This window comes from Geobacillus sp. Sah69, assembly GCF_001414205.1.
GTDB classification, from domain to species: domain Bacteria; phylum Bacillota; class Bacilli; order Bacillales; family Anoxybacillaceae; genus Geobacillus; species Geobacillus stearothermophilus.
This window is the reverse complement of record NZ_LLKS01000042.1, coordinates 35,655-61,618: the sequence shown is the minus strand read 5'-3', so window position 1 is coordinate 61,618 and position 25,964 is coordinate 35,655. Positions and strand designations below refer to the sequence as shown.

Sequence of the window (25,964 nt, the reverse complement as noted above, 5' to 3'; positions counted from 1 at the left end):
GTGATGGCGATGCGATGGGAGCAGCTGGCCAAGCATCAGCCGGTGGCGGCGAAAATGCTGCAAAGCGGCCTTGAAAAAGGGCGGATTTCCCATGCGTACTTGTTTGAAGGGCAGAGGGGGACGGGAAAAAAAGCCGCTAGCTTGTTGTTGGCAAAAAGCTTGTTTTGCTTGTCCCCGTCAGGAATCGCCCCGTGTTTGGAATGCCGCAACTGCCGGCGCATCGATTCCGGCAACCATCCGGACGTTCGGATGATCAGCCCGGATGGAGGGTCGATCAAGAAAGAGCAAATCGAATGGCTGCAACAAGAGTTTACAAAAACAGCCGTTGAGTCGGATAAGAAGATGTATATCGTCGAGCACGCCGATCAAATGACAGCCAGCGCAGCCAACAGCCTGCTGAAGTTTCTGGAGGAGCCGCATCCGGGAACGGTGGCCGTGCTGTTGACCGAGCAATATCACCGAATGTTAGGAACGATTATTTCCCGCTGTCAAGTTCTTTCTTTCCGACCGCTGCCGCCGGCGGAACTCGCGGCCCGGCTCATGGAGGAGCGCGTGCCGCCTTCGTTGGCGTTGCTGGCGGCCCACGTGACGAACAGCTACGATGAGGCGTTGGCGATCAGTCAAGACCGTTGGTTTGCTGATGCGCGAACGTTAGTGCTACAATTGTATGAGATGCTCGGCAAACCGGAGCTGCAGTTGCTGTTTTTCATCCACGATCGTGTGGTTCCGCACTTTTCGGAAAAACACCAGCTTGACCTTGGCCTCGATTTGCTTTTATATATATACCGCGATTTATTGCATATTCAGGTGGGACGGAGCGAGGGCGCCCTCTATCGCGACCATCTTGACCGCCTGCAGCAGTGGGCGCTTTCTTGCCCGCAGCGGCGGATTTTGGACAGCATGGAAGCGATTTTGCAAGCGAAAGCGCGTTTAAATACAACGAACATGAGCCAGGCGCTGTTGATGGAGCAGCTCGTTCTTCAATTAAAGCGGTAAAGGAGGGGGAGCGTTGTATACTGTCGTCGGTGTCCGCTTTAAAAAAGCGGGGAAAATTTATTATTTTGATCCAGGTGATTTCATCATTCCCGTCGGCGAATTTGTCATCGTCGAAACGGCGCGCGGCATTGAATACGGAAAAGTCGTCGTCGCCAATAAACAAGTCGATGAAAACGATGTGGTGCTGCCGCTGAAAAAAGTGATCCGCGTCGCGAACGAAAAAGACAAATGGGTCGTTGAAGAAAATAAAAAAGCGGCGCGCGAGGCGTACGACATTTGTTTGCGCAAAGTGGAAGAGCACGGGCTGGAAATGAAGCTTGTTGATGTTGAATATACGTTTGACCGCAACAAAGTCATCTTTTATTTCACCGCCGATGGCCGCGTCGATTTCCGTGAGCTTGTCAAAGACTTGGCCTCGATTTTCCGGACGCGCATCGAGCTGCGGCAAATCGGGGTGCGCGATGAGGCGAAAATGCTTGGCGGCATTGGACCGTGCGGCCGCATGCTTTGCTGTTCGACCTTTCTTGGCGATTTTGAGCCGGTGTCGATCAAGATGGCGAAGGATCAAAACTTATCGCTCAACCCGACGAAAATTTCCGGGTTGTGCGGACGTCTCATGTGTTGCTTAAAATATGAGAGCGAGGAGTACGAAACAGCGAAAGAACAACTTCCTGATTTAGGGGAATATGTCGAAACGCCGTATGGCTTTGGCAAAGTCGTCGGGTTAAACATTTTGGAGCGGGTGTTGCAGATCGAATTGCCGGAGCACGGGCGGGTCGTTGAATATACGCTCGATGAGCTGATGAAGAACGGGACGCTGTCCATTCGTGTCGCAGATTAATTTGGGGTGGGGCCATGTGGAAAAGGTAGACAAAAAAGAAGTGTTTCAATTGGTGGCCAATATGGAGGAGCAGCTGAGCCATTTTTACCGTGAGCTTGTGCAGCTGAAGCAACGCGTATCAGAACTTCTCGAGGAGAACCATCAGCTGCAGATTGAAAACGCCCATTTGCGCCGGCGGCTCGAGCAGATGTCGGAAGCATGGGATGAGGAGAAGAAAAAAGAAACGAAACAGGGCAAAAAGCTGCTTGACATTGGCGAAGGGTATGACAATTTGGCACGCCTTTACCAAGAAGGATTCCATATTTGCCACGTCCACTACGGAAGCGTTCGTACGGAAGGCGATTGTTTGTTTTGCTTGTCGTTTTTGAACAAAAAATAAAGGCAGTGCTCCCCTTTCCATTTCGGAAAGGTTATTTTTTTCTATGGAGGATTGTGCGCAAAATGGTGGAATTGTACGCAGATGAACGACTCGATTATTTGCTCAATGAGGAGCTTCGCATTATCCAAAGTCCGTCTGTGTTTTCCTTTTCCCTTGATGCCGTGCTGCTTGCCCATTTTGCCTACATGCCGATTCAAAAGGGGAAGATTGTCGATTTATGCACAGGCAATGGGGTCATCCCGCTGCTGTTAAGCCGGCGGACAAAGGGGAAGATTATCGGCATCGAAATTCAGGAGCGGCTTTGCGACATGGCGAGGCGGAGCGTCGCATACAACGGACTTGAAGGACAAATTGAAATCATACACGGTGACATTAAAGAGGCGCCGCAGCGCATCGGCTACAGCCAGTATGATGTTGTCACATGCAACCCTCCGTATTTTCCGACTGTTGGCCGAGAGGAGCTAAGCAAAAATGAACATTTTGCCATCGCCCGCCATGAAATTTACTGCACGCTGGAGGATGTCGTTCGTGTCAGCAGCCAGCTGCTGAAACAAGGCGGAAAGGCGGCGTTCGTCCATCGGCCTGGACGGCTGTCCGACCTTGTGACGTTTATGCGCCGATACCGGCTTGAGCCGAAACGGCTTCGGTTTGTATATCCAAAAGCGGGCAAAGAAGCGAACATGATTTTAATCGAGGGGATGAAAGATGCGAACCCGGACTTAAAAGTGTTGCCCCCGCTCATCGTGTATGGCGAGGATGATGAATATACCGAAGAAACGAAGCGCATTCTATACGGCATCATTTCATCGTAAAGGGGCGGGAGACGGATGCTTTGGCACCAAAAAAGCTTTGCTGACCGAGATAAACAAGGAACGCTGTACATCGTGCCGACGCCGATCGGCAATTTGGACGATATGACGTTTCGCGCTGTGCGGATCCTGCGGGAGGCGGACGTGATCGCTGCGGAAGACACAAGGCAGACGAAAAAGCTGTTGTCGCATTTCGACATTCATACGCCGCTCGTCAGCTACCATGAACACAATAAATATGCAAGCGGCCGGCAGCTTGTCGAATGGCTGAAAGAAGGGAAAACGGTGGCGCTGGTGAGCGACGCCGGCATGCCCGGCATTTCCGACCCTGGCTATGAGCTTGTTGCTGCTGCACTGGATGAACGGTGCCGCGTCGTGCCGCTTCCCGGAGCCAACGCGGCAGTGACGGCGCTCGTCGCCTCCGGGCTGCCAACGGAGCGTTTTTTGTTCGTCGGTTTTTTGGACCGGTCGAAAAAAGAAAAACGAGAGCAGCTGCTGTCGTTGAAAACAGCGCGGGAAACGTTGATTTTTTATGAGGCGCCCCATCGCTTGAAAGAAACGCTTGCTGTCATGTACGACGTGTTCGGTGAACGGCGCATTGCTCTTTGCCGTGAGCTGACGAAACGGTTTGAGGAATTCATCCGCGGCGATTTGAGCGAGGCGGTTGCTTGGGCCGAGACGGCGGACATCCGCGGCGAATTTTGCCTCATTGTCGAAGGGGCGCGCGGCGGTGAACATGAAGCCATGCAAGAGGAGGGGGCATGGTGGCAGCCGCTGTCGATTGTCGAACATGTCGACTATTATGTTCAAGAGCAGGGCCTTTCCGTAAAAGAAGCCGCAAAGCAGGCAGCGGCTGATCGGCATATGTCCAAACGCGACGTCTATCAACAGTACCATCAGCAGCAAGAAAAAAAAGAGTTTCTCTGAAACCAGAGAAACTCTTTTTTTACTCGTTGTCCGCCGCTTCTTGCAAATGCTGGCGGATTTCCTGCAGCAAAATTTCCGCGCCTTCGCGGCTTAAAATGATTTTGCCGCCCGCTAATTTAAAGTTGTCGTCCGATACTTCCCCCGTGACGACGCATGTCATATTCGGCTTATATTTTTTCAAAATGATGCGATCGTCATCGACGTAAATTTCCAATGCATCCTTTTCGTTAATGTCCAGTGTACGGCGCAACTCAATCGGGATGACGACACGGCCCAACTCATCGACTTTACGTACGATCCCCGTCGATTTCATCGTCTGCTCTCCTCTCCGCAATGATTTTTGTTGTTTATTCGTCAATATTCGACAAATTTCCTACACCCTAATCATATCAGTGTTTCCATTATGCGTCAATCCTTTAATATGTAAAATTTAAAAAAAATGTATATTGTTATTGTGGAAAAAAGTTTGTGGTTGGGTATAAAGGAACATGAACCATTTTATTTGCCAAAACTCTATCCCTCTAAATAAATTCGCGGCGATTGCCCAAAATAAGGAGGTATTTTTGCCCATTTGCGTATATTTTTTTCGTCAAGGAGAAATAGATGTTTTTGTACAATGAAAAAATTATGTAAAATAGAAGTAACGCCGCTCTCGTCCTCAGGACGGGGGCTTTTGTGCGCAACAGTACGAGGGAGGGCCTAACCGATGGAGAAAAAGACGTTTTATTTGACGACGCCGATTTATTACCCAAGCGACAAATTGCACATTGGCCATGCTTATACGACCGTGGCGGGGGATGCGATGGCTCGCTATAAGCGGCTGCGCGGCTATGATGTCATGTATTTGACCGGAACGGACGAACATGGGCAAAAAATTCAGCGCAAGGCGCAAGAAAAAGGGGTCACGCCGCAGCAATATGTCGACGACATTGTCGCCGGCATCCAAGAGTTGTGGAGAAAACTGGACATTTCATACGACGATTTTATCCGGACGACACAGGAGCGGCATAAAAAAATTGTCGAAAAGATTTTCGCCCGTCTTGTCGAACAAGGTGATATTTATTTAGGCGAGTATGAAGGCTGGTACTGCACGCCGTGCGAATCGTTTTACACCGAACGGCAGCTTGTTGACGGCAACTGCCCAGACTGCGGCCGGCCTGTTGAAAAAGTGAAAGAAGAGTCGTACTTTTTCCGGATGAGCAAATACGTCGACCGCCTGCTGCAATATTACGAAGAAAATCCAGATTTCATCCAGCCGGAATCGCGGAAAAACGAGATGATCAACAACTTCATCAAGCCGGGGCTCGAGGACTTGGCTGTATCGCGGACGACGTTTGACTGGGGCATTAAAGTGCCAGGTGACCCGAAGCACGTCATTTACGTCTGGATCGATGCGCTGGCCAACTACATCACAGCGCTCGGCTACGGTACGGACAACGATGAAAAGTTTCGCAAATATTGGCCGGCGGATGTCCATCTCGTCGGCAAGGAGATCGTCCGCTTCCATACGATTTACTGGCCGATCATGCTGATGGCGCTCGGCCTGCCGCTGCCGAAAAAAGTGTTCGGACATGGCTGGCTGCTGATGAAAGATGGGAAAATGTCGAAATCGAAAGGCAATGTCGTGGATCCGGTGATGATCATTGATCGTTACGGGCTTGATGCACTCCGCTACTATTTGCTGCGGGAAGTGCCGTTTGGCTCTGACGGGGTGTTTACGCCGGAAGGGTTTATCGAGCGCATCAATTACGATTTGGCCAACGATTTAGGCAATTTGTTGCACCGGACCGTCGCGATGATTGAGAAATATTTTGGCGGCGCGATTCCGCCGTACCGCGGCCCGAAAACGCCGTTTGACCGAGATCTTTCCGAAACGGCGCGCGAGGTTGTCCGTCAATATGAAGAGGCAATGGAGCGGATGGAGTTTTCCGTTGCCCTCTCCGCCGTTTGGCAGCTGATTGGCCGAACGAACAAATATATCGACGAAACGCAGCCATGGGTGTTGGCGAAAGAGGAAAGCAAACGGGAGGAACTTGCCTCTGTCATGGCCCATCTAGCCGAATCGCTCCGCCATACGGCGGTGTTGCTGCAGCCGTTTTTGACGCGCACGCCGGAGCGCATCTTCACCCAGCTCGGCATCAGCGACCGTTCATTGAAAGAGTGGGACAGCCTGTACGATTTCGGCCTTATTCCGGAAGGGACGAACGTGCAGAAAGGGGAGCCGCTCTTCCCACGCTTGGATATCGGCGTTGAAGTCGAGTACATTAAGGCGCATATGCAAGGCGGCAAACCGGCGGAAGCGGCCAAAGAGGAAAAACAAGCGGCTCGGGCGGAGGAAATCTCCATCGACGACTTTGCGAAAGTCGACTTGCGCGTCGCCGAAGTCGTGCACGCCGAGCGAATGAAAAACGCCGACAAGCTGCTGAAGCTCCAGCTTGATCTCGGCGGCGAGAAGCGGCAAGTGATTTCCGGCATCGCCGAGTTTTACAAGCCGGAGGAACTCATCGGCAAAAAGGTCATTTGCGTCGCCAACTTAAAACCGGCCAAGCTGCGCGGCGAATGGTCGGAAGGAATGATTTTGGCCGGCGGCAGCGGCGGCGGCTTTTCGTTGGCAACCGTCGACCAGCACGTGCCAAACGGCACAAAAATCAAATAATGCAACGGATGAGGGGGTGTCGTCGTTGACACCTCCTTGTTGCTATTTTGTAATGGAAATGTTACTAAATTGTGACATACGTAACTAATTTCTATGCTACACTTAACATCAAGGTGGAAAAGAGGGACTTCGTATGCTTTTTGACACTCATGCTCATTTGAACGCCGTCCAATATGAGGAAGATTTGGAGCAAGTGATCGAGCGCGCCCGCGCTGAAGGAGTTTCGCACATCGTGGTTGTCGGGTTTGACCGGCCGACGATTGACCGGGCGATCGAGCTCGCTGAGCGATATCCGTTTATTTATGCAGCGGTCGGCTGGCATCCGGTCGATGCGATTGATATGACCGATGACGACTTGGAGATGATTGAACAGCTCGCCGCCCATCCGAAAGTGGTGGCCCTCGGCGAGATGGGACTCGATTACCATTGGGACAAATCGCCGAAAGACGTGCAGCAAGACGTTTTCCGTCGGCAAATCGCGCTGGCGAAAAAAGTGAAGCTGCCGATCATCATCCATAACCGTGAGGCAACAGCCGATATTTTAAAAATTTTGCAAGAGGAAAACGCTGCTGAAGTCGGTGGGATTATGCATTGTTTCAGCGGCAGCGTTGAGGTGGCCAAACAATGCATTGACATGAACTTTTTCATTTCCCTTGGCGGCCCGGTCACGTTTAAAAATGCGAAAAAGCCGAAAGAAGTGGCGAAAGAAATTCCGCTCCGCCATTTGTTAATCGAGACGGATTGCCCGTATTTAACGCCTCACCCTTTCCGTGGAAAACGAAATGAGCCGAGCTATGTCAAATACGTTGCCGAGGCCATCGCGGAAATTAAAAACGTTTCTTTTGCCGAAGTAGCGGAAACAACGGCGGAAAATGCCAAAAAATTGTTCGCCATCGACCGCTAAAATTAGGCGTCGAATAGCGGGGAGGCTTGTCGAAGGTGCGGCGAAGACGATAAAATTATACAAATTCAGCCGATATGAACCAACCGCGTGTCGACAAGTCTTCCTTCCTTTTTCACTGAATTTTCCGCATAATAGAGTATACTCGCGCGTACATGTTAGAGGGAGAGGGGATTTCAGAGGAAAAGGAGGCGTTTCCGATGTTGCCAAACAGGAGAAAGTGGCTGGACTTATGGAGGAAAAATGCGACCGTTGCGGCGAGCGGATTTCTCGCCATCTCGGCAACCACAGGGGTGGCCGGCTACGAGATGGCCAAAGATGATGTAACGCTCACGATCAACGGAAAAAAGCAGGAAATCTGCACTTATGCGAAGGATGTGGAGAAACTGCTTGAGGAACAAGGCATTCAGCCTCGCAAGGAAGATTACGTCTATCCGTCTCTAAATACACCGATCACCGACGATCTTCACATCATTTGGGAAGCAAGCAAAGAAGTGACATTGACGATCGATGGAAAAAAGAAAAAAATGTGGACGACGGCCGATACGGTCGGGGAATTGCTCCGTTCGCAACACGTGGCAGTCGGGCCGCATGACAAAGTGGCGCCGTCGCTTTCCGCCAAAGTTCAAAAAGGCATGAACATCGGCATTGAAAGGGCGTTTCCGGTTCGTCTAAATGTCGGCGGCAAACAGCAACAGGTATGGACCACTTCGACTACGGTCGCTGACTTTTTGAAACAGCAAGGGATCCTGTTGGGCCAATGGGACCGAATTGAACCTTCCTTGCAAGAAACAGTCAAAGCTGGGATGACGGTTTACATCGTTCGGATTAAAAAAGTCACCGATGTAGTGGAAGAGCCCGTCGACTTTGCCGTGGTGACGAAGCGGGACGATTCGCTGCCAAAAGGAGAGCGGCGCGTCATTGCACCCGGGGAAAAGGGAAAAATCGAAAAAACGTATGAAGTGACATTGGAAAACGGCAAAGAAGTGGCGCGCAAATTGCTGGCGACAAGAACGATAAAAGAGAGCAAACCGCGCATTGTCGCCATTGGCACTAAAACGGTGCACCCGGTTGCATCATCCGGCCGGCCGTCCTCGCGCGGCGCCGATCAAGCCGCGAAGGAGTTTTACGTCAACGCCACCGCCTATACCGCCTATTGTGAGGGTTGCTCAGGCATAACGAGCACAGGCATCAATTTGCGCCAAAATCCTTCCGTCAAAGTGATTGCCGTCGACCCGTCCATCATCCCCCTCGGGTCGAAGGTGTATGTGGAAGGATACGGATATGCTATTGCCGCTGACACCGGCTCAAGCATTCGCGGATATAAAATCGACGTGTTTTTCCCGGAACGGTCGGATGCGTTTGGTTGGGGCAGAAAGCGTGTCAAAATACGGGTGCTGCCATAGAAAGGCGATTGGAGAATGCAAGCGGAGGGGTTTTTCCCCTCTGATTTTTTTCGCTATAATGGCATTGGGCCGCAACAATGCGCGTATTGCTCCATCTGTCTAATTAGACTTCTGATGCAGAAAAAAGTTTCAACAAAGTTGAAAAAATAAAATAGGGGCATGGAGCGGCGGCGGTTCGCTCTACCCTTTATTTTACCGGAAAGGAGGCATTGCAGAAATAGGAAAAATCGCTCATTCCGCTGTTTCTGCAATGATGGGATGAAGATTAAAGAAGTGATTGTCGTGGAAGGGAAAGATGATACAGCGGCGATCCGGCGCGCCGTTGATGCCGATACGATCGAAACAAACGGGGCGGCGGTGGGGGCGGAAGTCATCGAACGGATCAAGCTGGCGAAAGAGCGGCGCGGGGTGATCATCTTCACCGATCCCGACTTCCCCGGCGAGAAAATCCGCCGCACGATTGCCGAGCAAGTGCCGGGATGCAAACACGCCTTTTTGCCGCGCGAAGCCGCGAAAGCGAGAAGCGGGAAGGGCATTGGGGTCGAGCACGCTTCCCCCGACGACATTCGCCAGGCGCTTGCGAACGTGTATGAAGAGACAGCCGATTGGGAAGAAGAAATTACGTTTGCAGAATTGATTGAAGCCGGACTGGTTGGCGGGGAGATGGCGCGCCGGCGCCGGCAGCGGCTCGGGGAGGAGCTGAAAATCGGTTATGCCAACGGCCGACAGTTTCATAAGCGGCTGAAAGTGTTCCGCATTTCCCGAGACGCCTTTTACGCCGCGCTGGCGCAAGTGATGCGGGAGGAGGCGGGCGATGCATAAAGACATTGCAACACCGGGGCGGACGAAAGAAATTTTGGAGCGGTATGGTTTTTCGTTTAAAAAAAGCCTCGGACAAAACTTTTTGATTGACGCGAACATTTTGCGGAAAATTGTTGATGCTGCCGGCGTCTCCAGCGATACGGGGGCGATTGAAATCGGACCCGGCATCGGGGCGTTGACCGAACAGCTCGCACGGCGGGCAAAAAAGGTCGTCGCCTTTGAAATCGATGGCCGGCTGCTGCCGATTTTGGCGGATACATTGTCCCCCTACGACAATGTGCGCCTTATTCACCAAGATGTGTTGAAGGCGGATTTGCATGCGGTCATTGCGGAAGAGCTGGCCGATGTGAACGACCGGATGGTGGTCGCTAACTTGCCGTATTATGTGACCACACCGATCATTATGAAGTTGCTTACCGACCGGCTCCCAATCCGCGGCATCGTCGTCATGCTGCAAAAAGAGGTGGCCGACCGCCTCGCTGCCAGGCCGGGAACGAAAGATTACGGCTCGCTGACGATTGCTGTGCAGTATTACACAGAGGCGGAAGTCGTGATGGCGGTGCCGCGCACCGTGTTTATGCCGCAGCCAAACGTCGATTCCGCCGTCATCCGGCTGACGAAACGGGCCCATCCGCCTGTCGCTGTTGAGGATGAGGACGTGTTTTTCCAAGTGGTGCGGGCGAGCTTTGCTCAGCGCCGCAAAACGCTGCTCAATAATTTAGTGAGCAGCTTGCCAGGCGGAAAAGAGAACAAAGAACAAATCGAACAGGCGCTTGCTGCGGTGGGCATCGATCCGCGCCGCCGCGGGGAAACGCTTCATATAACCGAGTTTGCCTCGTTAAGCAACGCATTGGCGCCGCTTTTTCGCCGTTGAGGCCACAGCAGCTGAAAACAGGCGTCTATCACCTATTGTCCGCGTCTGCATATCGTATGGATGACAACGATTATGCAATGGAGTGAGCGGTGATGGACGTCAAAATCGGCGATATTGTCGCCCGCAAGTCTTATCAATGCGACGTATTGTTCCGCGTCATTGACCTTAAAGAAAAGGACGGGGAATGGGAAGCCATTTTATATGGCGAGGACGTGCGGCTTGTGGCCGACGCCCCGTGCAGCGACTTGGTCATTATCGATGAGCGGGGGCAACAAGAACGAAAAAGGCGGGAAATCGAACTGATTGAACAGTCATACCGGCTGTTTCGCCAAGATTATCAGATGATCAAGCAAAAAGTCGAGTATCGGGCAACCGGCGGGTACCGGGTGGAGAAAGATTTTTTTCAAATTCCGGGATGCGTCCTTCATTTGGACGGCGACCCGTTATATTTGCGCAAATGCATGGATTTGTATGAACGGATTGGGGTGCCGGTGCGCGGCGTTTACTGTGAGGAAAGCGAGATGCCGGAAAAAGTCGGCTCCTTGATTGAGCAGTTTCGTCCGGATATTTTAGTCATTACCGGTCATGACTCGTATTCAAAGTCAAAAGGGAAGCTTCATGATTTGAAAGCGTACCGCCATTCACGCCATTTTGTTCAAACAGTGAAAGAAGCGCGCAAAAAAGTGCCGCATCTCGATCAGCTCATCATTTTCGCCGGCGCCTGCCAATCGCATTTTGAATCGCTCATCCGCGCGGGGGCGAATTTTGCCAGTTCGCCGGCGCGGGTCAACATTCACGCCTTAGATCCGGTTTATATCGTTTCTCGTCTCAGTTTTACCCCGTTTACGGAAACGGTCGATGTGTGGGATGTGCTTCGCAACACGCTGACCGGGGAAAAAGGGCTGGGTGGAGTCGAGACGAAAGGTGTGCTCCGCACCGGGATGCCGTTTCGCCTGATCGAAGAACGGGGGGAAAACCGCCGCAATTGACGGGCGGTTTTTTTATGTCTTTCGCCATATTTTTTACAAAAAAGTTCCACAAGGTACATAAAAAGAAGGATATTGTAGAAAAATATTCATTGACAGCAATAAAAACACGCTGATATAATTTTTATTTTTTGACTTTGAAGACCATTTTTGTTATAATTGCAAATAGTGAGGTGGATGACGAATGCCAAAAACTTTATCCGATATTAAAAAAGCGCTGGACTCTAATATCGGGAGACGTTTAACGCTGCGGGCCAACGGCGGACGCAGAAAAATGATCGAGCGTTGCGGCATTTTGGCGGAGACTTACCCATCGGTATTTGTCATTGAACTGGATCAAAAAGAAAACTCGTTTGAACGTGTATCGTTCAGCTACGCCGACGTGTTGACAGAGACCGTAAAGCTGACGTTTTGGGACGATGAGCAAGCAGGGGGGCAGTAGACAAATTTGTTTGCTGCTTTTTGTTTTGTCATAAATAGGCGGACATAAAGCCGCCTTCCCCACTTCATACTAAAACTGCCGCAGCCGCCTTTCATCTGCCCCATGACCAGGCGGGTCAGCCGGCTGTTGCGCCGGCGGGTTGCACAACGTTTCGCGCCTTAACGCCAACGAACATGGAAAGGGGTTGCTGACATTGGGTCGACGCCGCGGGGTTATGTCGCAACGCTTAAAAGAAGAGCTGGCAAAAGAGCTGGGCTTTTACGATGTCGTGCAGCGTGAAGGGTGGGGAGCCATCCGCGCGAAAGACGCAGGAAACATGGTAAGATTGGCGATTGAACGGGCGGAACGGCAGCTGGCCGGAAAAACGGAATAGCGCCGGCGGCGATGGCGCGCTGCGGCAAGGGTGCCCTAGCAGGGGCGCCCTTTTTACATATATCGTTTGGCGACGGCACCAGGACATGTTAATATGGTAAAATGGATTGATGAAAAAAGCACGAATGTCACGCGGGAAAACGCTGAAAATAGGAAACAACGGGCGGATAGGCGGCTGGCCAGAAGCCGTTTATCATCAATGTGCGTGGAAGTAGGTGAAGATGAGTGAGGCTGTCGATCAAAGCGCCGGCAAAAATTAATTTATCACTTGATGTTCTTTATAAACGCCCCGATGGTTACCATGAAGTGAAAATGGTGATGACGACGATCGATTTGGCGGACCGCATTGAGCTTATTCCGCTGCCTGAGGAGGATGTGATCCGCATTGTGTCGCAAAACCGCTTTGTGCCGGATGATTGCCGCAATTTGGCGTACCAGGCGGCGAAACTGATGAAGGAGACGTTTTCGATCCGCCAAGGGGTGGCCATTTCGATTACGAAGCATATTCCGGTGGCGGCCGGCCTGGCAGGGGGAAGCAGCGACGCGGCCGCAACGTTGCGCGGGCTCAACAAGCTTTGGCAGCTCGGATTGACCGTCCGGGAATTGGCTGAGCTTGGTGCGCAAATCGGCTCGGATGTTGCGTTTTGCGTCTACGGCGGAACAGCTGTGGCGACCGGGCGCGGTGAAATCATCACCCCCATCCCGTCGCCGCCGCCATGCTGGGTGGTGTTGGCCAAGCCCCCAATTGGCGTGTCGACGGCCGATGTGTACCGAAATTTGCAGCTTGAGCATGTCTGCCATCCGGATGTCGATGCAATGGTGAAAGCGATCGAACGGCAAGATTATGAGGGCATTTGCCGGTTGGTCGGCAACGTGTTGGAGGAAGTGACCTTAAAAAAATATCCGGAAGTTGCGCATATTAAAGAGCAAATGAAACGGTTCGGAGCTGATGCGGTGCTGATGAGCGGAAGCGGGCCGACAGTGTTTGGGCTGATCGAGCATGATTCGAGAATGCAGCGGGTGTATAACGGACTGCGGGGCTTTTGCGATCAAGTGTTTGCGGTCAGGCTGTTGGGGGAGCGGCATTCGCTTGATTAAACACGTACATTTTTGTTAAAATAAATTTATAATATTCGGTTTTAGGAGGTCGGCTATGAAGCTTAGGCGAAGCGGCCGTTTAGTCGATATGACGCATTATCTTCTCGAACGGCCACATCAGCTCATTCCGCTGACGTTTTTTGCCGATCGGTACGAATCGGCCAAATCATCGATCAGCGAAGACTTGACGATTATTAAACAAACGTTTGAGCGGCAAGGAATCGGGACGGTTCGGACGCTGCCCGGCGCGGCCGGCGGCGTGCAATACATTCCGAAAATGGCTGCCGGGGAGGCGGAGGAAGTGATCGCCTATTTGTGCGAGCAATTGTCGCGCCCGGACCGGCTTCTTCCCGGCGGATATTTGTATATGACCGACATTCTTGGCGACCCCCGTATTATGAACAAAATCGGCCGCCTTTATGCCTCGATGTTTGCCGACCGTCCGGTGGATGTCGTTATGACCATTGCCACCAATGGAATTCCGCTCGCATATGCGATCGCCAATTTTTTGTATGTGCCGGTTGTGATTGTCCGCCATGACAATAAAGTGACGGAAGGGCCGATGGTGAGCATCAACTACGTATCCGGCTCGTCCAAACGCATCCAAACAATGGTTTTGTCGAAGCGCAGCCTGGCGGAGGGAGCCAACGTGCTGATTGTCGATGACTTCATGAAAGCGGGCGGCACGATCAACGGTATGGTCAGCTTATTGCAAGAGTTTAACGGTAACGTCTCCGGCATCGGTGTGCTCGTTGAGTCTGAGGAAGCAAAAGAGCGGCTTGTCGACGAGTACATCTCGCTCGTCAAACTGTTGGCGGTGGACGTGAAAGAAAAGCGGATCGCCGTCAAGGAAGGCAATTACAAAGCGTTTTTTTAGGCAGCCTGCTGCCTGATTATAAAACTTTAGAAAGGGGATTTCTTTCAATGAAAAAAGTGGAAACGACCAATGCGCCGCAAGCGATCGGCCCGTATTCGCAAGCGATCATCGTCAACAATATGGTTTACAGCTCTGGGCAAATTCCGCTCACTCCAGAGGGGGAAATGGTAAAAGGCGACATTCAGGCGCAGACGCATCAAGTGTTTCAAAATTTGAAAACAGTGCTGGAAGCCGCCGGTGCCTCACTCGACACAGTCGTGAAAACAACCGTTTTTTTAAAAAGCATGGATGATTTTGCGGCCATGAACGAAGTGTACAGTCAATATTTCCCGAACCATAAACCAGCGCGCTCATGCGTTGAGGTGGCTCGGCTGCCGAAAGACGCCCTAGTTGAAATCGAAGTCGTTGCCCTCGTGCGATAAAGAGGGGCGCATCCATCTTTTCCCTTGCTGAAATTTAGAAAAAATTTTTTGAAAAAGGAAGGAAATTGCCGAAAGGCGTGGAATTAATTACATCGAGTCTTATATAGGGGAAAAGGTGGTGAACATAATGGAAGTGACAGACGTAAGATTACGCCGCGTCAACACCGAAGGACGGATGAAAGCGATCGCCTCCATTACGTTGGACAATGAGTTCGTTGTCCATGACATCCGCGTCATTGACGGGAATAACGGCTTGTTTGTCGCGATGCCAAGCAAGCGTACACCGGACGGGGAGTTCCGCGATATCGCGCATCCGATCAACTCCGCTACGCGCGGAAAAATTCAAGAGGCGATCTTAGCTGAGTACCACCGCCTCGGGAAGCTGGAAGAAGAACTTGAAGAAGCGGGCGCTTCGTAAACATATGAAAGGGGGCTTAGGTGAAATTCACCAAGCTCCTTATTTTTTGCCATCCGCATTGTTTCCTTGAAAAGTGCTGTTGATTCATATATATTCAATTATGGGCGAACTACTCCCACTTCGCTTTGCTTGAAGAGGGAGCTTCTCAGTTCCATGACGAAAGGCATTTTTTCGTCTCCCTGAGCGTCACTTCGGGTCGTCCCAACCCTGGTTCGACGATTTGGGGTTTTTTTCGCGCCTTTGAATATGGTACGCATGGAAGGCTTCGCTTGTTTTCGCATTGAATGTTCTCCATGCAACTCGCTATATCTAAGTTTACAAAGAACATGATATACATTGATTTGATTATGTGTTTTGGCTGATGCCACCGGCATTCCCCCGCTGGTCGTGGGGCTTCGTCTTTCACGCGCTTGAAGCGGGGGGATCTTCTCTTGGGACTATGATTAAAAGGATAATTGGAGGCTTTTCACATGAAGCGATATGCGGTCGTTTTGGCGGCCGGACAAGGAACGCGGATGAAGTCGAAGCAGTATAAGGTGCTTCATCCCGTTTGCGGCAAGCCAATGGTTCAGCACGTCATGGACCAAGTATCCAAACTTGGGGTGGAAAAAACCGTCACGGTCGTTGGATTTGGGGCGGAGCAGGTGAAAGAGCAGCTTGGCGCCCAATGCGAGTACGCATTGCAAGAGGAACAGCTTGGGACGGCGCATGCGGTGATGCAGGCAGCCCCATATTTGCAAGGCCTCGAAGGGGTGACGATCGTCGTCTGCGGAGACACGCCGCTCATCACAGCTGAGACGATGAAGGCGCTCGTCGAGCACCATTTGGCCGCCAAAGCGAAGGCGACGGTATTGACAGCCATCGCTGACGACCCGGCTGGATATGGCCGCATCGTCCGCAACAGTGCCGGCGGCGTTGAAAAAATTGTTGAACATAAAGATGCGAATGAAGAGGAACGGGCTATTCGCGAGATTAACACTGGAACGTATTGCTTTGACAACCAAACATTGTTTCAAGCGCTTACAAACGTGACAAACAACAACGCCCAAGGGGAATATTATTTAACCGACGTGATTGAAATTATCAAAGCGGGCGGCGGCACAGTATCCGCTTATCAGGCGCCGTCATTTGAGGAAACGATCGGGGTCAATGACCGCATCGCCCTTGCCGAGGCGGAGCGGATCATGCGCGAGCGCATTTGCCGCCGGCATATGGAAAACGGGGTTACGATCATCGACCCGGGCTGCACGTATATTTCCGCCGACGCGACGATTGGCCGCGATACGGTCATTTATCCCGGCACAGTCATCGAAGGCGAAACAGTGATCGGCGAGGATTGCACGATTGGACCGCATGCGGAAATTAAAAACTGTCATATCGGCCACCGCACGTCCATCCGCCATTCGGTCGCCCATGACAGCGAGATCGGCAACGATGTCACGATCGGCCCGTTCGCCCATATCCGCCCGCTGTCGAAAATTGATGACGAGGTGCGGATCGGCAATTTTGTCGAGGTGAAAAAATCGACGTTCGGCAAAGGAAGCAAAGCCTCGCATTTAAGCTATATCGGCGACGCGCAAGTCGGCGCCGATGTCAACCTTGGTTGCGGGTCGATTACCGTCAACTATGATGGCGTGCATAAGTATATGACCAAAATTGAAGACGGGGCGTTCATCGGCTGCAACGTCAACTTGATTGCCCCGGTTACGGTCGGCCGGGGCGCTTACGTCGCCGCCGGATCGACGATCACCGACGACGTTCCCGGCCGCGCCCTCGCCATCGCCCGCGCCCGGCAAGTCAATAAAGAACATTATGTTGATCGCCTGCCAGGCAAGAAAAAATCTTAATGGAGGTTTATCATGTCTGAATGCCAGCACCAACTAAAGTTGTTCGCCCTTAACTCGAACATGAGGCTAGCGAAAGAAATTGCGGAAATCATGGGGATCGAGCTTGGCAAATGTTCCGTTTCCCGCTTTAGCGACGGGGAGATCCAAATTAACATTGAGGAAAGCATCCGCGGCGCCGATGTATTTGTCATTCAATCGACGAGCGTCCCGGTCAATGAGCATTTAATGGAGCTGCTCATTATGATCGATGCGTTAAAGCGGGCGTCCGCGCGCACGATCAATATCGTCATCCCGTATTACGGCTATGCCCGCCAAGACCGGAAAGCGCGGGCGCGCGAGCCGATCACGGCCAAGCTGGTGGCGAACTTGCTTGAGACGGCCGGGGCGTCGCGCGTCATTACGCTTGATTTGCATGCCCCGCAAATCCAAGGGTTTTTTGATATCCCGATCGATCATCTAATGGGCGTGCCGATTTTGGCTGATTATTTTAAAAGCAGACAGTTGGATGACATTGTCGTTGTGTCCCCGGATCACGGCGGCGTAACGCGGGCGCGCAAACTCGCCGACCGTCTGAAAGCGCCATTGGCGATCATCGATAAACGCCGGCCGCGCCCGAACGCGGTGGAAGTGATGAACATTATTGGGCAAGTGAGCGGGAAAACGGCCATTTTGATTGACGACATGATCGACACGGCCGGCACGATTACGCTCGCGGCGAACGCTCTTGTTGAACATGGGGCGAAGGAAGTGTACGCGTGCTGCACCCATCCGGTGCTGTCTGGTCCAGCGATCGAGCGCATTCAAAGTTCCAAAATTAAGGAACTGGTCGTCACCAATTCGATTGCCTTGCCAGAAGAAAAGAAAATTGATAAAATTGTAGAGCTGTCGGTGGCGCCGCTCATTGCTGAAGCGATTACGCGCGTGTATGAAATGAAGTCTGTCAGCGTCCTGTTCGACTAACGCAAGAAAACATGTTTAGCCCTTCTTGTTTTAGGATAAAGTAGTCAATAGATTCTAATTCAGGAAGGTGAGGAAACATGGCGATTGTGTTGGAAGCGAAAGAACGCACAGACAAAAAACGTTCGACATTGCGCCGTATTCGTTCGCAAGGGGGCATTCCAGCGATTTTGTACGGCAAAAAAGTCGAAAACAAAATGATTTTTGTCAGCGCTGCTGAACTGGAGAAGGTGCTTCGTGAAGGTGGGCGCACGAGCTTGATAACATTGAAAGTCGGCGGCGACGACTATTCGGTGCTCTTGCGCGAGCTGCAGCGCGATCCGCTGCGCGGCGAGCTCCTTCACGCTGATTTTCAAGCGGTCGACATGTCGACAGAAGTCGATATTGACGTAGAAGTCCGATTGGTGGGCGAAGCGCCGGGGGTAAAAGACGGCGGCGTGTTGCAGCAAAACTTGCATGAGTTGTCGATCCGCGTCTTGCCGGCGAACATTCCGCCAGCGATTGAAGTGGACATCTCCGGTTTGCAAGTCGGCGATACCGTCACGGTTGGCGATGTGCAGACAGATGGAAAATTTGAAATTAACCATGAACCTTCCGAAGTGATTGCGACGATCTTGCCGCCGCAGCAGGAAGAGGAAATCCATAGCGGCGAGCAGCAAGAGTCGGGGCAGCCTGATGCCGAGGAAGGAAGAGAGACGACGCCAGAAAAGTGACAGACGTAACCGTTTCGGTTACGTCTTTTGTAGTATCATGCATAGAGAGGGGCGCAACGATTGAAGCTGTTTGTCGGGCTTGGGAATCCGGGCAAGGAATACGAGCAAACGCGGCACAACATCGGTTTTTTCGTCATTGATGAGCTGGCCAAACGTTGGGACGTTTCGTTGAAAACCGCCAAGTTCCGCGGCCTGTTCGGAACGGCGTCCGTTTCCGGCGAAAAAGTGGCATTATGCAAACCGTTGACATATATGAATTTATCAGGGGAATGTGTTCGCCCGCTCATCGATTACTATGGCATCGCCATTGAAGATGTCATTGTCATTTACGATGACCTCGATCTTCCGCCAGGAAAAATCCGCCTTCGCTTGAAAGGGAGCTCCGGCGGTCACAACGGTGTCAAATCGCTTATCCATCACCTCGGCACCGAGCAGTTTAAGCGCATTCGCATCGGCATCGGCCGGCCGGCCGGCGGGCAGCCGGTGGCGGATTATGTGCTCAGCCGTTTTACGGAGGAGGAGAAGCCGGCGGTCGCTGAAGCGGTTTTGCGGGCTGCCGATGCGTGCGAACAGGCGGTGGCGGCGCCGTTTACCCAGGTGATGAACGAGTTTAACAAGTGAATATTTTCCTCCAAACTGGTGCACAATGTGAGTACGGAAGGCATGGGGCGCCGGCTCCATCCGCCCTGCGGACGGAACAGCCCAGTGAGGAGGTTTGCTTCGATGGCATTGCATTACTATTGCCGCCATTGCGGCGCCAGAGTCGGAACTATTGAACAGGTATCCGTCTATAGCGAAAAGCTCGGATTCCACCATTTAACGGAAGAGGAACGGCTTGATATGATTTCGTACAAGCCGAACGGGGATATTCACGTCAAAACCATTTGCGAAGACTGTCAAGAAGTGTTGGCGCGAAATCCGGAGTGGCATCAATACGAAAAATTTATCCATTAGGCGCAGCTTTGGGCGACCAAAGCATTTTTATGTTTTGGCTGAACGCGGAAAGAGAAAGAAACTAGCATTGAGAGGAGGGAGAATAGGGGTGCTTTCATTGCATCGCTATTTAGCTGAGAACCAAGATGTTCGCACCATCATAGAAGGAATCCACGCCCGCCTGAAAGAACAGCTTGTCGCCGGGCTGTCGGGGTCGGCCCGGTCTGTTTTTGTTTCCACGCTTTATAAGGAAACGGGACGCCCGTTGCTCGTAGTGGCTTACAACTTGTTTCAGGCGCAAAAAATGTATGATGACCTCGTTTCGCTGCTCGGTCCGGACGAGGTGTTTCTGTATTCCGTCGATGAAGTGATCGCCGCCGAAATGGCAGTCGCCAGTCCGGAGCTGAAGGCACAACGCCTCGAAATTATGAACCATTGGGTGCAAGGCGGGAAGGGGATCGTCGTCTGTCCGGTCGCCGGCCTGCGGCGCTTGCTGCCGCCGCCATCGCTTTGGAAACAGTATTTGTTCACGTTCACGGTTGGACAAGAGCTGGATCTCGAGCAGTATAAACAGCGGTTTGTCCAAATGGGATACAAGCGGGTGGCAACTGTTTCCGCCCCTGGGGAGTTCAGCATCCGCGGCGGCATCGTGGATATTTATCCGCTCACGGCCGAGCTCCCGTACCGGATCGAGCTGTTTGATACGGAAATCGAATCGATTCGCACGTTCACCCCCGATGATCAGCGCTCGCACGGGCAAGTAGAGAGCATCGCCATCGGCCCAGCCGACGAAATCATTCTCGACGAGGGGACGCGGCAGCGGGGGATTGAACGAATTGAAGCCGGTTTGGCGGCCAGCCTCGAAAAAATGAAGGATGACGCCGCCAAGCAGCGGATGTACGAACAGATCCATGCCGAATTGGAACAGTTGCGCGAGGGCCGGGAAATCGAGCAACAATATAAATATATGTCCCTTTTCTATGAGAACGTTTCAAGTTTGCTAGATTATATGCCGGAAGACGGCGTGCTGCTGATGGATGAAATGAGCCGGTTGCAGGAGACGGCGGAGCGGCTCGACCGCGAAGAAGCGGATTGGTATACAAGCCTGCTTGACAGCGGGAAAATCATTCATGATGTGCCCATTTCGCACCCATTTTCTGAATTGTTGAAAAAACATCGATTCCAGCGGGTTTATTTGTCCTTGTTTTTGCGCCATGCGCCTTATACCCATCCGCAAAATGTCGTCAATATTACGTGCAAACAAATGCAAAACTTCCACGGACAAATGGCGCTTCTCCAGTCTGAAGTCGAGCGTTGGAAGAAAGCGAATTACGCCGTCGTCTTTTTGGCGCCGGATGCCGAACGGGCAAAAAGGCTGCAGTCAGTTTTGGAAGATTATGGGGTCGATGCAGCGCCGCTTCCGCCTGAGGCCGCACTGCTTTACGGCAAATGCCAACTTCTCGAAGGCGATTTAAATACAGGATTTGAGCTGCCGCTGCAAAAGCTGGCTGTCATTACGGAAGAGGAACTGTTTAAGAAGCGAGCGAAACGCCCGGTGCGCCGGCAAAAGCTGTCCAACGCCGAGCGGATCAAAAGCTACGCTGAACTGCAAGTCGGCGATTACGTCGTCCATGTCAACCACGGCATCGGAAAATATTTAGGCATCGAGACGTTAGAAATCAATGGAGTGCATAAAGACTACATCCATATCCAATATCAAGGCGGCGACACGCTGTACGTCCCGGTCGACCAAATGGATCAAGTGCAAAAGTACGTCGGTTCGGAAGGAAAAGAGCCGAAAATTTATAAGCTTGGCGGCTCGGAATGGAAAAAAGTCAAAAAGAAAGTGGAATCGTCTGTTCAAGATATCGCGGAAGATTTGATCAAGTTGTATGCCGAGCGCGAGGCGAGCAAGGGGTACGCGTTTTCGCCGGACACGGAAATGCAGCGCGAATTTGAGGCCGCGTTTCCATATCAAGAGACGGAAGACCAGCTCCGGTCGATTGAAGAAATTAAGCGCGATATGGAAAGCGAAAAGCCGATGGACCGCCTCCTTTGCGGCGATGTCGGCTACGGGAAAACGGAAGTGGCGCTGCGCGCGGCGTTTAAAGCCATTATGGACGGCAAGCAAGTCGCTTTTCTTGTGCCGACGACGATTTTGGCTCAGCAGCATTACGAAACGGTGCGTGAGCGGTTTCAAGGATTTCCGATTAACGTCGGGCTGCTCAACCGGTTCCGCACGAAAAAACAGCAGGCGGAGACGATCAAAGGGTTGAAAGACGGCACAATCGATATGGTCATTGGCACGCACCGGCTGCTGTCGAAGGATGTAAAGTTTAAGGATTTAGGGTTGCTCATCATCGACGAGGAGCAGCGGTTTGGCGTGGCGCATAAAGAAAAAATCAAGCAGCTGAAAGCGAATATCGACGTGCTCACCTTAACGGCGACGCCGATTCCGCGGACGCTTCATATGTCGATGATCGGCGTGCGCGATTTATCGATCATCGAGACGCCGCCGGAAAACCGGTTCCCGGTGCAGACGTATGTCATGGAGTATACGCCGGAGCTTGTCAAAGAGGCGATTGAACGTGAGCTCGCCCGCGATGGGCAAGTGTTTTTCCTCTACAACCATATTGAAGACATCGACTTGAAAGCGGAAGAAATCGCCCAGCTTGTCCCGGAAGCACGCGTCACGTTCGCGCACGGGCGGATGTCAGAAACCGAACTTGAATCAACGATTTTAGCGTTTTTGGAAGGACAATATGACGTGCTCGTGACGACGACGATTATTGAGACAGGCGTCGATATTCCAAACGTCAATACACTCATCGTGTATGATGCCGACCGGATGGGGCTGTCGCAGCTGTACCAGCTGCGCGGGCGCGTCGGCCGTTCGAACCGCGTTGCCTACGCGTATTTCACCTACCGGAAAGACAAAGTGCTGAATGAAACGGCGGAAAAACGGCTGCAAGCCATTAAAGAGTTCACCGAGCTTGGCTCCGGCTTTAAAATCGCCATGCGTGACTTGTCGATCCGTGGCGCCGGCAATATTCTCGGCGCTGAACAGCACGGCTTTATCGACTCGGTCGGATTTGACTTATATTCGCAAATGTTGAAAGAGGCGATCGAAAAACGGCGCGGCTTGAAACGGGAAGACGAGCGGCCGGAAGTGACGATCGACGTGGAAGTCGACGCCTACATTCCGGATGCCTACATTTCCGATGGGCTGCAAAAAATCGAGATGTACAAGCGGTTTAAAGCGGTCGAGACGCTCGAAGATGTTGAAGCGCTGCGCGAAGAGATGGTGGACCGCTTCGGCGATTATCCGGATGCCGTCGCCTATTTGCTGCAGATTACCGAGATCAAAGCGCTGGCGAAACAGCTCGGTGTTGAATCGATTAAGCAACATAAGCAGCAAGTTGACATTCTATTCACTGAAGAAGCGTCGAAAACGGTGGAGATTCAGCGCTTGTCCGGCGTCGGCCGGCAGTACGGGCGCCTGTTTGGGTTTGGCATGGAGGGGGTGAAGCTGAAAATTGTGCTTTACATTAAGCAAATGAAAGCGCACGAGTGGCTGGCGATTTTATATGAGACGTTGAGGGAATTGTCCGAAGTGAAAAACGAAAAGTCGATCATCGCCTAGCTATAAAGAAAAAATGAGGCGTTATGTTCATTTTATACGTTTACGGTTTTGCTGATGTGGCGATAGTGAAGGATGGGCAATTTTATCTAAAATGGCCAAAATCACTTTCATCGTGCATAGAACGTGGATTGTGAAGGATACTAATGACAACAATGGTGAATTCCCCATTACAACAGGGTTCATCGGAGTATCCTTCAAATTCTAGATGAAAGTGAGGATATAAAAGGCATGAAAGCAACCGGTATTGTTCGTCGGATTGATGACTTAGGCAGGGTTGTAATTCCGAAGGAAATTCGCAGAACATTACGCATTCGCGAAGGAGATCCGCTCGAAATATTTGTCGATCGCGATGGAGAGGTCATTTTGAAAAAATATTCGCCGATCAGTGAGCTCGGCGACTTTGCCAAGGAGTACGCCGAGGCGCTGTTTGACAGCCTCGGACAGCCGGTGCTCATTTGCGACCGCGACGTATTTATTGCCGTTGCCGGTGTTTCGAAAAAAGAATACATGAACAAAAGCGTCAGCCCGTTAGTGGAGAGAGCCATGGAAGATCGCAACTCCGTTCTCCATACGGAGGAGGGCGAGGTCGAGCTAGTCGACGGGATGACGGAAACGTTGAAGTCGTATACGATCGGCCCGATTGTGGCCAACGGCGATCCGATTGGAGCCGTCATCATTTTATCGCGCGAGAAAACGCTCGGCGAAGTTGAACATAAAGCAGTGGAAACAGCGGCCAGCTTTTTGGCCCGGCAAATGGAACAATAAATGGAACGCAAAAAGAGGGTGTCCCAAAAGATCGGGACACCCTTTTTGATCGGGCCGCACATTTATCGTTGATGGGAGAAGGTCGGGATCTTTTCCTTTCTGCTTTGTCTGCAATGGGGTTGCTATGTTGGTTGGTCCGTTCCCGTTCCGCTGGACTGAGGCCATGGCCGATGGGCGGCTCCCGCTTTTGTCTCATCGCCTGCATTGCGCTATAATATCGAGCGTAGCCGTTTGTTGCGGTAATGTTGACGGTTTGCGCGGCCAGTGCTCTTGATGGACTGTTCGCCATCTGGCGCCATACAAGCGGGAGGAGAAGGGGCATGGGAAACGTATGGAAAGGCGCAGCTGCCTTGACTGCTGCCACTTTGCTTACGAAGCTGTTAAGCGCGCTCTACCGCATCCCGTATCAAAATATGGTCGGGGATGTCGGTTTTTATATTTACCAACAAGTTTACCCCATTTATGGAATTGTTGTCGCGCTGTCGCTGACCGGTTACCCGGTTGCCATTTCGAAGCTCATCGCTGAGCGGCTGGCGGCGCGGGACGAGGCGGGCGCGGCCGCTGTCGGCCGCATCGCGCTGCTGCTGTTGGGCGGGGCGGGAGCGGTGTTGTTTGCCGTGTTATATATAGGAGCCGGCGCCATTTCGTCATGGATGGGCGACAGGCAGCTTGAAGGGTTGGTGCGGGTGCTTTCATTTTCATGCTTATTCTTTCCGCTCATTGCGGTGTTGCGCGGCGTTTTTCAAGGGCGCCATGACATGGCGCCGACGGCAGTGTCCCAAGTCGGCGAGCAGACGGTGCGTGTGACGGCGATTTTAGGGTTGTCTTATTGGGCGATCAAGCGCGGCGCTGACGCCTATGCGTGCGGCATGGCTGCGGTCGGCGGGACGTTGGCGGGCATGGCGGCCGCGCTTCTCATCTTGCTCTTTTATCTGGTCCGGCGCGGACGGCAAAAACCGGCCGGGCGTACGCCACCCGGTTCGGTGCGACAGGCGGGATGGCATTTGCTTACAGTTGGAACGGTCATTTGTTTCACCAACATGGTGTTGACGCTTGTTCCGCTCGTCGACTCGTTTTTGTTCGTCCCGCTTCTCCAAGAAACCGGGCTGGAGTTGAATGAGGTGAAAGAGTTAAAAGGGGTGTACGACCGCGGCCAGCCGCTGATTCAGCTTGGCACGGCTGTCGGCACATCGCTTTCATTGGCGCTTGTTCCGTTCGTTTCCGGCATGCGGCGCGAGCGGGAGCTGTCCTTTCTGCACAGCATGCTGCCGATCCGGTTCGCCGCGGTCATCGGTGTCGGCGCTTCATCGGGGCTCATTTGCCTCATTCGCCCGATCAACACCATGCTGTTTGAAAACGACCGCGGTTCGTTGGTCCTTGCCGTCTTGTCCGCTTCTGTCTTTTTTGCGACGATGGCGTTGACTGCCTCCGCTTTATTGCAAGGAATGGGGAAAGAGTGGACAGCGGCGGCCGGCGTGGCGGTGGCTTTGGCAGGGAAAATCGTCCTTATGCGCTGGCTTGTGCCGTCGTTCGGCGCCCTTGGCGCCGCCTTGGCGACAACAGGGGCTTATGCGCTTATGGCAGGCTTCTTATACGTGCGTTTGCCGCGTGAATGCCGGTCAGCGCGCGCCCGAGTATGCATATATCCAATTGTGAAGGCGGCTGTCGCCATGATGGCGGTGCTGAAGTTGTATACATGGTTAATGGACGCTTCAGGCGGGGGACGCCTATGGGCGTCCGCCGAGGCGCTTGGCGGCGTCGTTCTCGGCGCGGCTGTCTATATCGCATGCATCGTGAGGGGGAGTGTATTTTCCGAACAAGAGTTGTCCGCTCTCCCGTTCGTTCACAAATTTCATTTACGATTAGGAAGCAGGTGATCA

Annotated in this window: 26 protein-coding genes; 25 read left to right on the top strand and 1 reads right to left on the bottom strand. The window is 52.3% G+C overall.

Features of this window, described 5'->3' with window-relative positions:
* The first annotated feature begins 3 nt into the window (after window positions 1–3).
* From holB to rsmI, 5 genes are all read left to right on the top strand, one after another.
* Window positions 4–996, top strand: coding sequence for a DNA polymerase III subunit delta' (holB, locus tag AP057_RS11280; protein WP_033009012.1), 993 nt, complete (start codon window positions 4–6; stop codon window positions 994–996).
* Between the two features lie 13 nt (window positions 997–1,009).
* Complete coding sequence (locus tag AP057_RS11275; protein ID WP_033009010.1) at window positions 1,010–1,837, top strand: stage 0 sporulation family protein; 828 nt, start codon at window positions 1,010–1,012, stop codon at window positions 1,835–1,837.
* A 16-nt stretch (window positions 1,838–1,853) separates the two neighbouring features.
* A complete protein-coding gene (gene yabA / locus AP057_RS11270) occupies window positions 1,854–2,216 on the top strand; it encodes a DNA replication initiation control protein YabA (protein ID WP_033009009.1) in 363 nt (120 codons plus the stop codon).
* A 62-nt stretch (window positions 2,217–2,278) separates the two neighbouring features.
* Window positions 2,279–3,028 (top strand): tRNA1(Val) (adenine(37)-N6)-methyltransferase, encoded by a 750-nt coding sequence (locus AP057_RS11265; RefSeq protein ID WP_044746533.1) that lies wholly within the window; start codon window positions 2,279–2,281, stop codon window positions 3,026–3,028.
* Window positions 3,029–3,043: 15 nt separating this feature from the next.
* Window positions 3,044–3,952 carry a 16S rRNA (cytidine(1402)-2'-O)-methyltransferase gene (rsmI, locus tag AP057_RS11260; protein ID WP_055358752.1) on the top strand — a complete coding sequence of 303 codons (909 nt, stop codon included), beginning with the start codon at window positions 3,044–3,046 and terminating at the stop codon, window positions 3,950–3,952.
* 19 nt (window positions 3,953–3,971) lie between these two features.
* Here the strand turns inward: rsmI and AP057_RS11255 are convergent, their stop codons facing one another.
* Window positions 3,972–4,265: an AbrB/MazE/SpoVT family DNA-binding domain-containing protein gene (locus AP057_RS11255; protein WP_033009007.1), complete on the bottom strand. Its 294-nt coding sequence runs from the start codon at window positions 4,263–4,265 to the stop codon at window positions 3,972–3,974.
* A 393-nt stretch (window positions 4,266–4,658) separates the two neighbouring features.
* Here AP057_RS11255 and metG point away from each other — a divergent pair, with 393 nt between their 5' ends.
* From metG to AP057_RS11150, 20 genes are all read left to right on the top strand, one after another.
* Window positions 4,659–6,608, top strand: coding sequence for a methionine--tRNA ligase (gene metG / locus AP057_RS11250; RefSeq protein WP_055358750.1), 1,950 nt, complete (start codon window positions 4,659–4,661; stop codon window positions 6,606–6,608).
* A gap of 133 nt (window positions 6,609–6,741) precedes the next feature.
* Window positions 6,742–7,512 (top strand): TatD family hydrolase, encoded by a 771-nt coding sequence (locus AP057_RS11245; RefSeq protein WP_033009004.1) that lies wholly within the window; start codon window positions 6,742–6,744, stop codon window positions 7,510–7,512.
* Window positions 7,513–7,709: 197 nt separating this feature from the next.
* Window positions 7,710–8,915: a G5 and 3D domain-containing protein gene (locus tag AP057_RS11240; RefSeq protein WP_055358748.1), complete on the top strand. Its 1,206-nt coding sequence runs from the start codon at window positions 7,710–7,712 to the stop codon at window positions 8,913–8,915.
* Between the two features lie 258 nt (window positions 8,916–9,173).
* Entirely contained in the window at window positions 9,174–9,737 is a 564-nt protein-coding gene (gene rnmV / locus AP057_RS11235) for a ribonuclease M5 (RefSeq protein ID WP_033009000.1), read from the top strand.
* The gene (gene rsmA, locus AP057_RS11230) at window positions 9,730–10,611 is read left to right on the top strand and encodes a 16S rRNA (adenine(1518)-N(6)/adenine(1519)-N(6))-dimethyltransferase RsmA (RefSeq protein ID WP_055358747.1); all 882 of its coding nucleotides are present in this window, start codon (window positions 9,730–9,732) and stop codon (window positions 10,609–10,611) included. The genes rnmV and rsmA overlap by 8 nt, the downstream gene beginning before the upstream one ends.
* A gap of 92 nt (window positions 10,612–10,703) precedes the next feature.
* Window positions 10,704–11,600, top strand: coding sequence for a sporulation peptidase YabG (gene yabG, locus AP057_RS11225; protein WP_055358746.1), 897 nt, complete (start codon window positions 10,704–10,706; stop codon window positions 11,598–11,600).
* A gap of 181 nt (window positions 11,601–11,781) precedes the next feature.
* Window positions 11,782–12,039 carry a biofilm formation stimulator Veg gene (gene veg / locus AP057_RS11220; protein WP_033008996.1) on the top strand — a complete coding sequence of 86 codons (258 nt, stop codon included), beginning with the start codon at window positions 11,782–11,784 and terminating at the stop codon, window positions 12,037–12,039.
* Between the two features lie 193 nt (window positions 12,040–12,232).
* A complete protein-coding gene (locus AP057_RS11215) occupies window positions 12,233–12,412 on the top strand; it encodes a small, acid-soluble spore protein, alpha/beta type (RefSeq protein WP_011886605.1) in 180 nt (59 codons plus the stop codon).
* A gap of 224 nt (window positions 12,413–12,636) precedes the next feature.
* On the top strand, window positions 12,637–13,509 hold the full coding sequence (gene ispE, locus AP057_RS11210; RefSeq protein WP_033008994.1) for a 4-(cytidine 5'-diphospho)-2-C-methyl-D-erythritol kinase: 873 nt from the start codon (window positions 12,637–12,639) through the stop codon (window positions 13,507–13,509).
* A 55-nt stretch (window positions 13,510–13,564) separates the two neighbouring features.
* Window positions 13,565–14,386 carry a pur operon repressor gene (purR, locus tag AP057_RS11205; protein ID WP_033014206.1) on the top strand — a complete coding sequence of 274 codons (822 nt, stop codon included), beginning with the start codon at window positions 13,565–13,567 and terminating at the stop codon, window positions 14,384–14,386.
* Window positions 14,387–14,433: 47 nt separating this feature from the next.
* Window positions 14,434–14,808: a RidA family protein gene (locus AP057_RS11200; RefSeq protein ID WP_055358745.1), complete on the top strand. Its 375-nt coding sequence runs from the start codon at window positions 14,434–14,436 to the stop codon at window positions 14,806–14,808.
* A gap of 127 nt (window positions 14,809–14,935) precedes the next feature.
* A complete protein-coding gene (gene spoVG / locus AP057_RS11195) occupies window positions 14,936–15,226 on the top strand; it encodes a septation regulator SpoVG (protein ID WP_003247437.1) in 291 nt (96 codons plus the stop codon).
* Between the two features lie 470 nt (window positions 15,227–15,696).
* Entirely contained in the window at window positions 15,697–17,073 is a 1,377-nt protein-coding gene (gene glmU / locus AP057_RS11185) for a bifunctional UDP-N-acetylglucosamine diphosphorylase/glucosamine-1-phosphate N-acetyltransferase GlmU (protein WP_033008990.1), read from the top strand.
* A 12-nt stretch (window positions 17,074–17,085) separates the two neighbouring features.
* Window positions 17,086–18,033, top strand: coding sequence for a ribose-phosphate diphosphokinase (locus tag AP057_RS11180; RefSeq protein ID WP_055358743.1), 948 nt, complete (start codon window positions 17,086–17,088; stop codon window positions 18,031–18,033).
* Between the two features lie 77 nt (window positions 18,034–18,110).
* The gene (locus tag AP057_RS11175; RefSeq protein WP_049626432.1) at window positions 18,111–18,743 is read left to right on the top strand and encodes a 50S ribosomal protein L25/general stress protein Ctc; all 633 of its coding nucleotides are present in this window, start codon (window positions 18,111–18,113) and stop codon (window positions 18,741–18,743) included.
* Window positions 18,744–18,803: 60 nt separating this feature from the next.
* Window positions 18,804–19,364, top strand: coding sequence for an aminoacyl-tRNA hydrolase (pth, locus tag AP057_RS11170; protein ID WP_033008986.1), 561 nt, complete (start codon window positions 18,804–18,806; stop codon window positions 19,362–19,364).
* Between the two features lie 102 nt (window positions 19,365–19,466).
* Entirely contained in the window at window positions 19,467–19,697 is a 231-nt protein-coding gene (locus AP057_RS11165) for an anti-sigma-F factor Fin family protein (RefSeq protein WP_049624440.1), read from the top strand.
* 88 nt (window positions 19,698–19,785) lie between these two features.
* Window positions 19,786–23,319, top strand: a complete 3,534-nt coding sequence (gene mfd / locus AP057_RS11160; protein ID WP_055358742.1) for a transcription-repair coupling factor — start codon at window positions 19,786–19,788, stop codon at window positions 23,317–23,319.
* Window positions 23,320–23,547: 228 nt separating this feature from the next.
* A complete protein-coding gene (gene spoVT, locus AP057_RS11155; RefSeq protein ID WP_033014196.1) occupies window positions 23,548–24,084 on the top strand; it encodes a stage V sporulation protein T in 537 nt (178 codons plus the stop codon).
* 320 nt (window positions 24,085–24,404) lie between these two features.
* Window positions 24,405–25,961, top strand: coding sequence for a polysaccharide biosynthesis protein (locus AP057_RS11150; RefSeq protein ID WP_055358741.1), 1,557 nt, complete (start codon window positions 24,405–24,407; stop codon window positions 25,959–25,961).
* Window positions 25,962–25,964 lie beyond the last annotated feature (3 nt).

What these genes read in the sequence shown, in the direction of transcription:
- purR (WP_033014206.1), top strand. Translation starts at nt 13,565, where the DNA reads ATGAAGCTTAGGCGAAGCGGCCGTTTAGTCGATATGACGCATTATCTT.
- glmU (WP_033008990.1), top strand. Translation starts at nt 15,697, where the DNA reads ATGAAGCGATATGCGGTCGTTTTGGCGGCCGGACAAGGAACGCGGATG.
- holB (WP_033009012.1), top strand. Translation starts at nt 4, where the DNA reads ATGGCGATGCGATGGGAGCAGCTGGCCAAGCATCAGCCGGTGGCGGCG.
- metG (WP_055358750.1), top strand. Translation starts at nt 4,659, where the DNA reads ATGGAGAAAAAGACGTTTTATTTGACGACGCCGATTTATTACCCAAGC.
- yabG (WP_055358746.1), top strand. Translation starts at nt 10,704, where the DNA reads ATGGACGTCAAAATCGGCGATATTGTCGCCCGCAAGTCTTATCAATGC.
- AP057_RS11150 (WP_055358741.1), top strand. Translation starts at nt 24,405, where the DNA reads ATGGGAAACGTATGGAAAGGCGCAGCTGCCTTGACTGCTGCCACTTTG.
- AP057_RS11200 (WP_055358745.1), top strand. Translation starts at nt 14,434, where the DNA reads ATGAAAAAAGTGGAAACGACCAATGCGCCGCAAGCGATCGGCCCGTAT.
- spoVT (WP_033014196.1), top strand. Translation starts at nt 23,548, where the DNA reads ATGAAAGCAACCGGTATTGTTCGTCGGATTGATGACTTAGGCAGGGTT.
- veg (WP_033008996.1), top strand. Translation starts at nt 11,782, where the DNA reads ATGCCAAAAACTTTATCCGATATTAAAAAAGCGCTGGACTCTAATATC.
- AP057_RS11175 (WP_049626432.1), top strand. Translation starts at nt 18,111, where the DNA reads ATGGCGATTGTGTTGGAAGCGAAAGAACGCACAGACAAAAAACGTTCG.
- AP057_RS11240 (WP_055358748.1), top strand. Translation starts at nt 7,710, where the DNA reads ATGTTGCCAAACAGGAGAAAGTGGCTGGACTTATGGAGGAAAAATGCG.
- rsmA (WP_055358747.1), top strand. Translation starts at nt 9,730, where the DNA reads ATGCATAAAGACATTGCAACACCGGGGCGGACGAAAGAAATTTTGGAG.
- AP057_RS11245 (WP_033009004.1), top strand. Translation starts at nt 6,742, where the DNA reads ATGCTTTTTGACACTCATGCTCATTTGAACGCCGTCCAATATGAGGAA.
- AP057_RS11180 (WP_055358743.1), top strand. Translation starts at nt 17,086, where the DNA reads ATGTCTGAATGCCAGCACCAACTAAAGTTGTTCGCCCTTAACTCGAAC.
- AP057_RS11165 (WP_049624440.1), top strand. Translation starts at nt 19,467, where the DNA reads ATGGCATTGCATTACTATTGCCGCCATTGCGGCGCCAGAGTCGGAACT.
- rnmV (WP_033009000.1), top strand. Translation starts at nt 9,174, where the DNA reads ATGAAGATTAAAGAAGTGATTGTCGTGGAAGGGAAAGATGATACAGCG.
- rsmI (WP_055358752.1), top strand. Translation starts at nt 3,044, where the DNA reads ATGCTTTGGCACCAAAAAAGCTTTGCTGACCGAGATAAACAAGGAACG.
- spoVG (WP_003247437.1), top strand. Translation starts at nt 14,936, where the DNA reads ATGGAAGTGACAGACGTAAGATTACGCCGCGTCAACACCGAAGGACGG.
- AP057_RS11255 (WP_033009007.1), bottom strand. Translation starts at nt 4,265, where the DNA reads ATGAAATCGACGGGGATCGTACGTAAAGTCGATGAGTTGGGCCGTGTC.
- AP057_RS11265 (WP_044746533.1), top strand. Translation starts at nt 2,279, where the DNA reads ATGGTGGAATTGTACGCAGATGAACGACTCGATTATTTGCTCAATGAG.